Here is a 12,462-nt window from a genome sequence, read left to right as displayed (position 1 = left end):
GTCCCGCCCATGAGAATCGATGTCGATGAATTCGTCGGACGCTACGTCGCCGTGTGGAACGAGGCCGACTCCGAGCGGCGCCGCTCGGCCATTGCCGGGCTGTGGGCGGAGGACGGCGTGCAGTTCACCGACGCCGGCGAGTATCGAAGCCACTCGGCCCTGCAGGCGCGGGTCACCGAGGCCCACCGGCAACTGGTCGAGCAGGGCGGGTTCGTCTTCCGGGCCGCGGGGGACACCGTCGGCCACCACGACGCGATCCGCTTCACCACGTACATGGTGCCCGCCAGCGGCGGGGAGATCGCCTGGACCGGATTCATCTTCGTCCGGCTGGACGAAGACGGGCGGATCCGGCAGGAATATCAGTTCGGCGACGCACCGGCCGCCGGAGTGGCCAAAGGGAATCCGCCAGGAACCAGGGCGGTCGTGGAAGAACTTCTGCGCCGAAGCGGACAGGGAAACCCCGGGCACATCGCGGAACTGTACGCACAGAACATCGACTGGCGAGTCGGCTGGCCGGTCGAGAACCATCCTGCCGTGCCCTGGATCCGGCCCCGGTCCACCCGAGCCGACGTCGCCGACCACTTCCAGACCTTCGGCGAGCACTGCCCACCCGCCGAGAGTCACGTGTCCATCGACCACATCATGGTCGACGGGATCGACGCCGCAGTGACGGGCACGAGCTCGCAGGTGGTCGCCTCGACCGGCGAACGTTTCGTCATGACGTTCGCGCTGCACCTCACCGTCGAGGACGGTCTGATCACCCGGCACCACATGTACGAAGACAGTCTCACGGTCGCCGAAGCATTCGACCGCTCCTGACCGGGATGCCCGCTCCTGACCGGCGGACTTGGTCTGGAGCGGGCGCCTTACCCGCCGCGGCTATCGCGGAGAGCCTCAGCAAAGGAGGTATCCCAGGCGTGCAGGTTTTCCCGGAAATGAGGATGGGCATGAGCCGCCGTCGGACCTTGGTGCGCTGCCACGCACACCGCTGCACGAACCATCGATCGCGACACTGTGGACGGACGGTGTAGCGGTGTCGGCGATCGGAAGGACCATCCCGCCGGCTTTTCATCCGGCTGTACGACGACATCGGGGCGTAGCAGGACATCGCGCTCGGTCTTCGGCCGCCAGGCCGCGATATGCCCGCCACCGGAGGAACCGCCCCGGTTCTCATCGGAACACGGACGCGGCTCCCCTGCTGCGGCAGGCGCGACATGTGACCAGGGCCTTGCACCGTCATTGTCGAGGCTTGCCCGCGAAGACCCACCTATTGCTCGCCAGCGCGTCGTCCGGCTCGGGCCGGGGGCCTCGCCCGAACTCGCGGGTGAAGTCGAAGGGCGTCTTGACGTCGGCGGTCCATCCTTTGCGCTCGAGGTCCCCGATGGAGTCCGGGCGTGATCCCCGGTCGAACAAGGTGAGCAGGTCGACCCCGATTCGTTGTTTCGCCGCGGTGTAGACGGCGTTCGCGCGGATTTCGGGCCGTTCGACGCCGAGTTTGACTTCGAACGCCAGTGAACTGCCTTCGGCGCTCAGGCTGTCCACGGTGTGGATGAGGCTCCGCTCAGCGTCAGCGGACAGGTAGAGCAACAGGCCTTCGGCCAGCCAGACACACGGCTCCGCCGGATCGAATCCGGCGTCGATCAGGGTGGCCGCCCAGTCGCCGCGCAGGTCGCCCGCGATCGGTACGCGCCGGGTTTTCGTTGTGGCGCCGAGGGTGTCGAGGACGTCCTGTTTGAAATGCAGCACCGGCTCGCGGTCGATCTCGAACAGCACACAGTCCTCGGGCAGGTCGAGGCGGAAGGCCCGTGAGTCCAGGCCCGCGCCGAGAAGCACGACCTGACGTCCTCCGGCCCTCGTCGCCCGGAGGACGAAGTCGTCCAAGACCCGGGTTCGCAGGCCGAAGTAGCGCCCGAGCCTGCCCCACAACGGGTCGGCATCGCCTCCGGGCACCTGTTCGTTGCGCAGCGGCCAGTCTTCGCAGACCCGGGTGGCACGCACGAAATACTCCGCATAGCCGTCTTGGACGAGCGAGTCCGGACGGTGGGTTTCGATCGCTCGGGCGGCGGCGACCATGAGCGCGGTCCGGCCGACACCGTGTTCTATGGTGCCGCTGTCGTGCTTCGTACCGGCCAAGATTCCTGCCTTTCGGGCGGTGCCCACGCTTCCGGATCGTCGAGGGTCGTCAGGCAGGCGCCGTAGACGGTGCTCATGAACCGCAGGATCGTGTCGTCGGGCAGGTGGAGACTCGTCGTGCAGTCGGTGAGGACGGTCACGTGGAAACCCAGCTGGAACGCCGTCCGTGCGGTGGAGTCCACGCAGACGTCGGTGTAGAGACCCGCGAACACCAGGTGTCCGACACCGTTGCGGGTGAGGTGTTCTTCGAAACCGTCGGTGAGGAAGGCGTCGAAGCGCGCGTTCTTGGTGAAGACACGTTCGCCCGGTACCGGCTCGACCCGGTGGAGCTCCGCTCCCCAGGTGCCTGCCCGGCATTTGGGCCGCTTGCCGAGCAACAGGTCCCGGTGTCGCCAGCTCGGACCCTGATGCTCGACGTCGCCGTGGAAACGGACGAAGACGACCTCGGTACCGCGAGCCCTCGCCACGTCCACCGCCCGCGCGGCACCGGCCGCTGCGGCGTCCAGTGTGGACAGACTGCCCGCGTACCTGGCCGCCACGACCGGTCCGGTGCAGAAGTCGTTCTGCAGGTCCATGACGATCAGCGCGGTGCCGGTCACCCTTCCACTGCCGACAGGGCGTCTGCGGGCCGACCGGGCTGTTTCAGCAGGTCCAGTACGGCTTCCGTCACCTCCGTGGTGGAGTGGTGCCCGCCCAGATCCGGTGTGGTGATTCCCCGGCTCCCTGCGGACTCGAGAGCGTCCTCGGTCCTCTTGATCGCGCCCGCGCAGCCGGCATGCCGTTCCGCGATCGCCGCCGCGGCCCGGATGGTCGCCACGGGATTGACGATGTCCAGACCGGCCAGGTCGTCGGCGGAACCATGCACGGTCTGGTACTCGACCAGGCCGGCGACGTCGGGATGCAGGTGGATGTTCTCGGTGTAGCGGTTTTCCTGCTTTTCGGAACCCAGCCTGTCCAGCAGGACCACGTGCATGATGTCGGCCCATTCGTTGGCCCCGATGACGACGGTGCGCCGCGGCAGACCGTGCTCGATGAGGTTGCGGTTGACCGTGTCCGGCTGGGCGAGGGCGATCTCGACGCCGTGCCGCGCGGCGATCTCCGCCACCCAGGCACCGAGAGCGCCGTCGAGGAGGTGGAACTTGTAGGCCATCACCACCCGTTCCACCGGCTCGTCGGGCCACTGCCGCCGCGCCTGCGCCAGTGCGGCGGCGACCACCTTCTCGGTGATCTCCTTGCTGAACATCAGGGTGCGGTGGACGACACCGGGGCTGTGACTGTTCTCGCCGGTGTAAAAGCCCTGGGCTTCGTCGCGCACCATCAGCAGTGACGAGTCCTCGTTCTCGATGAGGTCGATCTTCACCGCCTGCAACCGCTCGCGGACCAGGTACAACGACTGGGCGTTGATCGCAGTGCGGAAGACGGCGGTGACGCCCGCACTCGCTTGGGCGCGGCAGAACCGTTCGTAGTGGTCGGCGTCCTGCCGGGTCAGTCCGCCGATGTCTTCGAATCCGCTTCCTTCGGCCTTGAGGGAGAAGTACGAGTGGTACAGCCTGGGTGAACGCACGATGCGCATGGTCGTCGAAGCAGCCGTCCCGAGGGTGGTCAGGACACGTTCGAAGACGTTCGCGAGTTCCGGCCCGGTACCGCGGCCGACGGCCAACCCGATGGTCGGGACCACCGTGCTCCTTTCGCTGCTCGGATATCGGATTCAGGCCGTGGGCGCGCCGGTGACCAGGTGATCGCCGGCGATGTCCGTCTTCTTCGGGTTGTAGTAGTCCTTGATCCCGGCCACCCAGGTCGAGACGGTGATCTGGTCCGCGACGGACGGGCCGAAAGCGTCGAAGAGCGCATCGATGTTCGCCCGTTCGAAACCGATCGCCGCCATGAGCGCATGGAAGACGTGTCGCTCGATGAGACCATCCCCGTCCGGGTCGCCCAGCGTCGCCAGCGCCTCGGCGAAAGCGCCGATGGTGGCGTCGAAGCGTTCCGGTGACAGGACGACGGCGGTGTACTCGTCGAAGGTGATCTCGCCGTCGCGATCGACGTCCAATTCTTCGACCAGGGTCCGCCAGTATTGCCGGAACGCCGACCTCATCGCGTCTTTGGCCGCCGCACCGGATTCGGGAGCCGCCTCGACGACGTCGGCGGCCATGATTTCGAAGTCTTCGGCTTCGAGGTGCCCGTTTCCGTTGCGGTCGAACAAAGTGAAGATGAGCCTGACCCGCTCGAGGGCATCCGTCTGCATCAAGGAACCGTCCTTTACTCGGATCGAAAAAGGGGTAACGGCGAATTGCTCGATCGTGACTATGCCAGCGGCGACGCCAAGGAAATACAGGAAGAACGCGGCCGTCACCGTAAAGTGTGGTTCTCTGTCGAACGCGTCAGAACGCCCGAAAGCATGTTGTTTCGGCGTCGCCGTTATGCAGCGCCCACACCCTGGCAGGTACTGGAACCACTCTCGGTCTTCGTGCTCGGGGCACCGGGTCCATCCGTCGGCAGCACCGGAATCCCGATCGGGGCTCCGGTCGCGACCCGCCGTCACCCGGTTCGAGCCAGGTGTAGTGACCGGTGACCACGAAGTGGATTTGGCCGGCCGGACGGCCTCGTCGTTGCCCACGCACTTGAAAGTGCCTTTTGCAGACCTCCTCCCACTCGCTCATGATGGTGTCACGCACTACCGGTGAGGTGGGGAAGCCGAATGAACGTGTGTCAGGAGCAGGGCGAAGGACGGACTTCGGAGCGCGGCTCCCGCGGCGGGTGATCCCGACGCCGGGTGCCACTTCGACATCGACGAGGCGGCGAGCGCTGAGTCGAACACCGAGGATGCCGAGGGCGACGTGCCCGACGCCACGGACCGACGAGCCCCACCGGCGCCTCAGCCCGCCGACGCGCGGACCACGGCTTTGGCTCGGCCGACTCCGGTCAGTTCACTGGTGGCCCGGTGGCCGGCGATCTCTCGGTGGTGGGTGGCGGCCCACTCGGCCATCGCCGTCACCGCGTCGATCAGCGATCGGCCCAGGTCGGTCAGGTCGTACTCCACGCGCGGAGGGACCTCGGCGTATGCGGTCCGGGTGATCAGGCCGTCGCGCTCGAGATGTTTGAGCGTCTGGGTCAGCATCCGCTGGGAGATCCCCGGGATGCTCGCCCGCAAGGCGGAGTAGCGCAGCGAGCCGGTGCGCAGGGTGCCGATGGTCAGCACCGTCCACTTGTCGCCGATGCGGTCGAGCACCTCACGGATGAAGGCGCTGTCCTCCGGCCATGCCTGGCACGGCCCACTGGTCTGTCGCGCTGAGGCCATCTCGATCACCTCTCGTCAGGGTGCGACCGCACCACCAGTATGTAACGCCCGCGTGGCGGGCCACGCACCGAACCACGACTTCGACCCGCGCTCGGCTCACCGGAGCGCGAAGGCCGGGAACGGCAAGGTCGTCCACCGCGCTCTCACCGCACGCGGCACACCTCGATCCCAGGGAGAGTGATCACTTTGCAGGCACATGACACCATCGTGGCCGGAGCGGGCCCGGTCGGGCTGTGGATGGCGGCGGAGCTGGCCTTGGGCGGCGGGCGGCCGCTGGTCCTGGAACGGGCCGAGCAGCGCAGCCCGCACTCGAAGGCGCTGGCCATTCACCCGCGCACGATCGAGGTACTGGCGATGCGCGGGCAGGAACAAGCCTTCCTCGACGGCGGGCTGCCGGTGCCGGACGGGCACTTCGGCATGCTTCCCGCCCGTCTGGACTTCCGCGGGCTGACCACGCCGTTCCCCTTCATGCTCGCGCATCCGCAGCTGCGCACCGAGGAACTGCTCGAACGGTACGCCCTGGCCCTCGGGGTGGTGATCCGGCGCGGTCATCAGGTGTCCGGGCTGCACCAGGACGAACAGGGCGTGACCCTGCGGGTCAGCGGGCCGGATGGCGAGTACGAGATCACCGCCGGCCACGTGGTCGGCGCGGACGGGGCGGGCAGCACCGTGCGCCGGGCGGCGGGCATCGACTTCCCCGGCACCGACTCGACCGTCTTCGGTTTCCTCGGGGACGTCGAGTTGGTCGATCCGCCGGAGCGGCTGGGCTTCTGGCACAACGAACACGGCGCGCTGATCGTGGTCCCGATCCCTGGCGGGCGCTACCGCGTCACCGGGTACGCCCCGTCGGCCCCCGCCCCGACCCTGGAATTCCTGCGGGAGACGGCGAACCGGATCGCGGGCACGGACTTCGGCCTGCACTCCCCGGTGTGGCTGTCCCGCTTCGGCAACGCCACCCGGCTCGCGGCCGAGTACCGGAAAGGGCGGGTGTTCCTGGCAGGCGACGCCGCGCACATGCACTTCCCGGCAGGCGGCGTCGGGCTGAACGTGGGCCTGCAGGACGCGATGAACCTGGGCTGGAAGCTGGCCGCGGTCCAGCGAGGCCGGGCGAGCGCGGCCCTGCTGGACACCTATCACCGGGAACGCCATCCTGTCGGCGTGGCCCTGGGTGAACACACCAAGGCCCAGACCGCCCTGATCACCGCCACCACCGAGGAGGGACAGTCCCTGCGTCGGTTCATGGCCGACCTGCTGCGCACCCATCCCGACGTGGCCACCGCGCTGGCCACCACGCTGACGGCGCTGGACGTACGTTATCCGGGCAGTCATCCCCTGGCCGGCCGGCGCCTCCCGGCCACCCGCGAGCAGTTGCACCTGTTGCGTGCGGGCCGCCCGGTGCTGCTGGCCCACGAAACCGGCCCGGCGTTGAAGGACCTGGCCACGAACGCGGACCTCCGGCTGTACGAGACCGAGCTGCCCTGGCCCACGTCCGCCGTGCTGGTGCGCCCGGACGGGCACGTATGGGCCGCCGGGGACACTGCCGGGCAGTTGGCGGACGCCGTGGCGGAACTGCCCCTGGTCTGACGTGAAGGCAGTGGGGCTCCGGACTTCCACCAGCCCCGGCGGAGGTCCAGGAGACACGTCGCCCACGCCCGCCCCGGCCGCTGAGGGAAGTCACGCCGCGCGGATCACCAGAGGTGGCTGAAGGCACCTCTATCGCGTAGGGGACGGCTTTCGAGGAAGTCGTCGTGTGCGAGGCCTTTGATCCGGGCCGCCAACGAAGCACCACCGGCAGGCATGAGTGTGACCGATCCATAGCTCCGCAGCACGACATACCGGCCATCGACACTGTCCACAAAGGACAGCGGGCGGGCGCAGCTCAGTACTTTTCCCGCAGTTCCAAGGCGTTCCGCACTCGCCTGACCGATCGCCCTCGCCCTCGACAGAACCCGCAGGAACCACTCGGCGCCCTCAGGGTCCACTCCGTGCTCGATCAAAGATCGCTTCCCAGCGCTGAGCAGCCCCGATCGCCGCCACGCCCGGCCCGACCGGACAACGGCGAGTTCGCCTACCCGGACGGGTCGTCCGCTGCCCGGCCTGCCATCGGGCAGTGCCTCGAGCATGCCTTCCGCCATCCTCTTCGCGTTCAACCATCCCAGTTCGACGGTTTCGTCCCGCACTATCACACGCAGCGCACGGCCGGTGAGCTGCGGAAAACAGCCGATCGCCACCTCCCCGGCGGAGTCGCTGTAGCGCAGGGACAGCGAGAGACCGCGGTCGTCCATCGCCCGGAAGGCATCCCGCAGATCGTCGTCGAGGGTGCCCGCGTCCCCGAGACCGTTGGACGTCAGCCATCGGTTGGCGCGAGCACGACGCTCTTCTCGCTCCGCGTCATCACGGCCGTGGCGGCGCACCCCGAGAGGGGACGGCATAGGCCCGAGGCCAAGCCGTTCCCACACCACGTCGAAGACGAGCGCGGGAAGGACGGGGAGCGTCATCGTCACCGAACCGCGGGTCACCACGACACTCCCGTCCGCCTGCTCACCGGAGCGGACCAGAGCCCGGTCCCAGGCACGTTTTCCGGGCACGGTCGCCGGCGATGGTTCGTGTCGGTCGGAATTGCAGCCTCCCCGAATCGATGCGGTCGGTGTCGCACCGCGAGCCGTCAGCCCACGGGCAACCGCGAGCACGACGCCTTTACAACTACAACCAGGCGGCCGGGCGAGCAAGAAGTTCTCCTCGGGCGGTTTCACCGAAGCATCGCGTGAGCGCTTCGAGCCGGACCTCGTTCGGGCCGGTGGCGGGCGCGGGGGTCTGCCTCACGCTGACCCGGTGTCATCGGAATTTCATCGGAGACTTCTACCGTTCGGACGGTGACCGAACCACTGTGGCAGCAGCGACCATCACCGAAGAAGACCGATGTCGGCCTGCTCGTCGGCATGCTCGGCCTCATGGGCGGCGGTATCACCGCACTCGTCCTGAGCCGGGACGAGGACGACCACGGTGGCGTCACCCCCTCCGCGGCCGCCGAAGCGTTCGTTCAGGCATACAACAGCGCGGTCGAGGCCGCAGACCCTTCGGGGCTTCCGCTCGACGAGTACGTGTGCCCCGCCGGCCACGACTACTTCGCCCGGACCTTGCAGGACGGCATGGCCCAGCGGGTACGGCTGAAGATCGAGTCGGTGCGCGGCGCGGCCGAGGACGGCAGGGCGGTGGTCGATGTGTCGGGAACCGGCGACGGCGGCCCCGCCGGGCGGACGACGGTCTTGGCGGTCCGGACCGACGGGCGCTGGAAGGTGCGCGACCCCGAGATGCAGATGGGTGCCGCGATGATCCCCCGACGGTCTTAGCCGTCCGGCGACTCATCCCGGCAGCGACGACATCCCGTTCATGGACGGAATGGGACCGCCTGGGGCGCCCCGCTCTTCACCACCGAGGGTGCGCCGCACCACCCGGAAACGCTCCTGGACCGACCTGGTCCCCCGGATCGCCTGAGCCGGGACACCGCTGGGTGACCTCGTGCCGGAGCGGGGAGCCCATGCCTCCCGCGCTGACTCCGGCACGGGGCCCTGAGTCAGTTCGCCGAAGGAGCCGGCACGGTCTCGATGGTGAGCGGGTCGCTGTCGGACCCGGTCAACCCGGCGAGCTCCAGGATCCGCAGTGGCATGGAACCCGCCGTCGCCAGCACCGTCAGCGCCGTGTCCAGTCCTGATGCCAGTGCCGCGGCGTCGAGCAAGAGCGCGATGCCGCAGCTGCTGAGGTACCGCACTCCGGTCAGATCGATCGTCAGTTCCGGCACGTCGGTGGCTTCGATCCGGTGGAGCAGAACCTGTCTCGCGTCGGTGATGGTCGTCAGGTCGAGATCGCCCGCCAAGCGCACGACGGGTTCGTCGGGCGTGTCGTCCACCGCGACGTTCCCGGATGTTCCGGCGGCCAGGACGGAGGGCACCGTACCGGTGGCCGAGGTCGTCCGCGGGGCGATCTGGAACCGGACCGTGGTGCCGTGCTCGTCCTGCTCGATGGTCGCTTCTTCGGCCAGCGCCTTGATGAGCTGGATACCACGACCGCGGTGTCCGTTGTCGGCCGGTTCGGGCCGCCAGGTGCCGCGATCGCGCACGTCGACCTCGATCTTGCCCGCCGCGGTCCTGGTCACGGAATAGGCGACCTCGCCGGCGGTCTGCGGGTAGGCGTGCTCGATGGAGTTCGCGACGGCTTCGACGAGGGCGAGGTTCAGGTCTTGGTACAGCTCGGCGGGGATACCGGCGAGCTGTGACCAGCGAACGACCTCCGCGCGCAGCTCCCGGAGGATGCCGGGTTCCGCGGGCCGGCTCCGTCGCAACGGCGGTGGGGTCAGCCTGAGCCCGAGCAAGGCCACGTCGTCGTCCTGCCCGGTGTGGAGCAGGCTGTCGATGATCGTCGCGACCAGCGGTTCCGGAGGCAGGGACTGGTTGTCCGCCACGGCCTTGCACAGCCGCCGCAGACCGTCGTCGATGTGCTCGTCGCGCCGTTCGATCAAGCCGTCGGTGTACAGCAGCACCGAAGCTCCGGGCTTCAGGGTCGCGGTTTCCTCTCGGTAGTGCGAGCGTCGCGGCCCACCCAGCACGCTGCCTCCGCCGGGAAGGAGTGTCGCGGTGGAGCCGTCGACGACCACTGGCGGCGGATGCCCGGCGAGGGCCCACCGCAGTTCGCCGGTCTCCCAGTCGAGGGTCAAGCACGCGCACGTGGTGCCCGACGCTCCCTCGATGCGGGCGGCGAACTCGTCGAGACGGTGCAACGCCGCGGCGGGCCCATGACCGTCCAGGAGGCCGGCGGCCAGTGCGCTGCGCAGCTGGCCCATGACCGCCGCGGCCTGCGGTCCCTTGCCGACGACGTCGCCGACCGAGAGCGCCACGACGGAGCCACGCAGCGCGATCAACTCGTACCAGTCTCCACCCGTCTGCGCGTGGGCGGCGACGGGCAGATACCGGGCCGCGGCGGCGATGCGAGGCAGTGCGGGGAGTTCACGGGGCAGCAGGCTCCGCTGCAGGGTCTCCGCGATGTCGCGTTCCCGTTGCAGCATCAGGTCGCGCTCGGCTTCACGGCGACGTCGTTCGGTGACGTCACGGCCGATCGCCTGCACTCCCGACGGGGTGGCCTGGATGTTCAGTTCGAGGGCGACGCCGGTCCCGTCGGCCCGGCGGAAGTGGTGGACGTCGCTGGTCTCCCAGACCTTCCCCAGATCCGCGACGAACTCTCGCCAGCGGTCGCTCCCGTCGTTCTCGAGCAAGCCGGTGATCGGGGTGCCGATGAGCTCGTCGCGGGAGTAGCCGAGCAATTCGCAGGCCGCCGGATTGATCTCGTCGAACCTGAGGTCGCGGTCGAGTATCCAGATCGCGTCGGTGGCCCGTTCCACGAGCAGCCGGTGACGCTGCTCGCTGTCCCGCAGCGCCCGGCCGGCGTGGGTGCGCTGGATGGATTCCCAGCAGCGGTTCACGATCATCTCCACCAGGTCGACCTCGGCATCCGTCCAGTGCCGGACGGTCGCCTGGTGGACGGCCATCGCGGCGACGAACCGGCCGCTGCGCAGCAGCGGCACGCAGATGACGGCCCGGATGCCGGTGACCTGATACGCGTTCAGGTCCGAGGCTTCGAGGCGGTCGTCCGCCGAACTGTCGGCGACGACCCACGGGGTACCGGCCCGCATCGCGCGCATGCACCCGTTCCCGAACGCCGACATCGCGAACCGGCCGGGCAACGGCGGAAGACCCGTGGCATGGTCGCCGCTCATCAGGAAGTGGTCTTCGTCGTCTTCGGCCTCCGCGTAGGCACAGCGATCGGCGCCCAGATACTCGCCGAGACGCCGGGCCGCGTACGCCATGACCTGCTCGGCGTCTTCCAGTTCCTGGAGCCCTCGCTCGAACTCGGCGAGGAACTGTTGCCGCTCGGTCTCCGGCCGCCGCCCGGACACGTCGAGCAGGACACCGCTGACGACGCCTTCGGGCAGTACCCGCCCCAGCTCCTGGAGCCGGACGACCCGCCCGTCCGCCGCGATCGCACGGTAGGTGAGGTCGTAGTCGTGGCGGCTCCAGCCTTCGGCGCGCGTCCGGAGGTAGCGCTCGCGATCCTGCGGATGCACCAAGGACACCGCGAAGGCCGGATCTGCCAGCCAGGCGGCGGCAGGATGCCCGAGCAGGCGCCGGCATTCCTCGGACACGAAGGAATAAGCACCGCTCCGGGCATCGGCCTGCCACACGACGACCGGCACCCCACCCACGACGTCAAGGAGGCCCGGGCCACCGTCGCCGGAGCCCGACGGTGAGTCTTGCGTTTCCATGAGCACAAACCTCCAGCTACGACCACCGGCCGCCCGCCGGAAAGCGAAAACCGTACACGTGAAGAACCCTAAACCGGTCACGGCCTTCTCGCGCCTTCGGCGCCCTCCGCGGGAGCGCCTGCCGGGCGAGCGGGTCTATTCTCTGACAGCCTAAGCCGATGGCTCGCTCGGCCGGACATCGGTGAGCGGGGCCGCCCACCTGCCGAGGAGCACGACGGTGACCATCCAGCACCCCGACGGCGCCGACACGGGCGATCGCCCGCTGAAAGTCACGGTGTCCCGGCACGACGACGGCCAAGTCGTCATCGGCGCCGCCGGAGAAATCGACCTGGCCACCGCCGGGATCCTCGGGGACGTCCTGGACGGTGAACCCGCTCCGGGCACCGTCGCCGTCGTGCTGAACCTGTCGACGGTGACCTTCTGCTCCAGCACCGGGCTGAGCGAACTGGTCAAGATCCGCACCCGCGCCGCCGACGCCGGCGTCCCGCTGAGGCTGGTACTCGACGACGCCGGGGCTCTGCGGCGAACGCTGGAGCTGATCGGGATGCTGGAGCTGTTCACCGTGTACCCCGACCAGACCGCCGCTCTCGAGGCTGATCGGGACTGAGGTCCGAAGACGGTGCGGGTACACGGTCACGCCGGATCACTTCGTCCCCCGATCCGGAGTGAAAGCGGGCCGTCGGCTCGGAGCCGGCGGAACGCGGGGATTCCTGGCGTG

11 protein-coding genes are annotated in these 12,462 nt (G+C 68.8%); 4 read left to right on the top strand and 7 right to left on the bottom strand.

All coding sequences use genetic code 11. The features are described from left to right. Window positions 1-9: 9 nt before the first annotated feature. The gene (locus tag P3102_RS15155) at window positions 10-819 is read left to right on the top strand and encodes a nuclear transport factor 2 family protein (RefSeq protein ID WP_276369903.1); all 810 of its coding nucleotides are present in this window, start codon (window positions 10-12) and stop codon (window positions 817-819) included. Between the two features lie 417 nt (window positions 820-1,236). On the opposite strand, the gene P3102_RS15150 is transcribed toward P3102_RS15155, so the two are convergent. From P3102_RS15150 to P3102_RS15130, 5 genes are all read right to left on the bottom strand, one after another. After that, window positions 1,237-2,133: an SAM-dependent methyltransferase gene (locus P3102_RS15150; RefSeq protein WP_276369901.1), complete on the bottom strand. Its 897-nt coding sequence runs from the start codon at window positions 2,131-2,133 to the stop codon at window positions 1,237-1,239. After that, window positions 2,100-2,732 carry an isochorismatase family cysteine hydrolase gene (locus P3102_RS15145; RefSeq protein WP_276369899.1) on the bottom strand — a complete coding sequence of 211 codons (633 nt, stop codon included), beginning with the start codon at window positions 2,730-2,732 and terminating at the stop codon, window positions 2,100-2,102. The genes P3102_RS15150 and P3102_RS15145 overlap by 34 nt, the downstream gene beginning before the upstream one ends. Further along, window positions 2,729-3,811, bottom strand: a complete 1,083-nt coding sequence (locus P3102_RS15140; RefSeq protein ID WP_276369897.1) for an isocitrate/isopropylmalate family dehydrogenase — start codon at window positions 3,809-3,811, stop codon at window positions 2,729-2,731. Before P3102_RS15140 ends, P3102_RS15145 begins: the two co-directional genes overlap by 4 nt. Window positions 3,812-3,841: 30 nt before the next feature. After that, complete coding sequence (locus P3102_RS15135) at window positions 3,842-4,378, bottom strand: EF-hand domain-containing protein (RefSeq protein ID WP_276369895.1); 537 nt, start codon at window positions 4,376-4,378, stop codon at window positions 3,842-3,844. Window positions 4,379-5,008: 630 nt separating this feature from the next. Further along, window positions 5,009-5,431 carry a helix-turn-helix domain-containing protein gene (locus tag P3102_RS15130; protein ID WP_276369893.1) on the bottom strand — a complete coding sequence of 141 codons (423 nt, stop codon included), beginning with the start codon at window positions 5,429-5,431 and terminating at the stop codon, window positions 5,009-5,011. Window positions 5,432-5,608: 177 nt separating this feature from the next. Here P3102_RS15130 and P3102_RS15125 point away from each other — a divergent pair, with 177 nt between their 5' ends. Next, entirely contained in the window at window positions 5,609-7,015 is a 1,407-nt protein-coding gene (locus P3102_RS15125) for an FAD-dependent monooxygenase (protein WP_276369891.1), read from the top strand. 104 nt (window positions 7,016-7,119) lie between these two features. On the opposite strand, the gene P3102_RS15120 is transcribed toward P3102_RS15125, so the two are convergent. Continuing rightward, complete coding sequence (locus P3102_RS15120; protein WP_276369890.1) at window positions 7,120-8,019, bottom strand: ESX secretion-associated protein EspG; 900 nt, start codon at window positions 8,017-8,019, stop codon at window positions 7,120-7,122. Between the two features lie 285 nt (window positions 8,020-8,304). On the opposite strand from P3102_RS15120, the gene P3102_RS15115 reads away from it, so the two are divergent. Beyond that, window positions 8,305-8,781 (top strand): hypothetical protein, encoded by a 477-nt coding sequence (locus P3102_RS15115; RefSeq protein ID WP_276369888.1) that lies wholly within the window; start codon window positions 8,305-8,307, stop codon window positions 8,779-8,781. A 224-nt stretch (window positions 8,782-9,005) separates the two neighbouring features. Here P3102_RS15115 and P3102_RS15110 read toward each other — a convergent pair whose 3' ends face one another. Continuing rightward, window positions 9,006-11,744, bottom strand: coding sequence for a SpoIIE family protein phosphatase (locus P3102_RS15110; RefSeq protein ID WP_276369887.1), 2,739 nt, complete (start codon window positions 11,742-11,744; stop codon window positions 9,006-9,008). Between the two features lie 217 nt (window positions 11,745-11,961). Here P3102_RS15110 and P3102_RS15105 point away from each other — a divergent pair, with 217 nt between their 5' ends. After that, window positions 11,962-12,351: an STAS domain-containing protein gene (locus P3102_RS15105; RefSeq protein WP_276369886.1), complete on the top strand. Its 390-nt coding sequence runs from the start codon at window positions 11,962-11,964 to the stop codon at window positions 12,349-12,351. Window positions 12,352-12,462: the final 111 nt, after the last annotated feature.

Origin of the sequence: Amycolatopsis sp. QT-25 (genome assembly GCF_029369745.1) — a bacterium.
Lineage (GTDB): Bacteria > Actinomycetota > Actinomycetes > Mycobacteriales > Pseudonocardiaceae > Amycolatopsis.
Note: the sequence above shows the minus strand (reverse complement) of the source record. Positions and strands in the feature narration are given on the sequence as shown.

What these genes read in the sequence shown, in the direction of transcription:
- P3102_RS15155 (WP_276369903.1), top strand. Translation starts at nt 10, where the DNA reads ATGAGAATCGATGTCGATGAATTCGTCGGACGCTACGTCGCCGTGTGG.
- P3102_RS15135 (WP_276369895.1), bottom strand. Translation starts at nt 4,378, where the DNA reads ATGCAGACGGATGCCCTCGAGCGGGTCAGGCTCATCTTCACTTTGTTC.
- P3102_RS15130 (WP_276369893.1), bottom strand. Translation starts at nt 5,431, where the DNA reads ATGGCCTCAGCGCGACAGACCAGTGGGCCGTGCCAGGCATGGCCGGAG.
- P3102_RS15110 (WP_276369887.1), bottom strand. Translation starts at nt 11,744, where the DNA reads ATGGAAACGCAAGACTCACCGTCGGGCTCCGGCGACGGTGGCCCGGGC.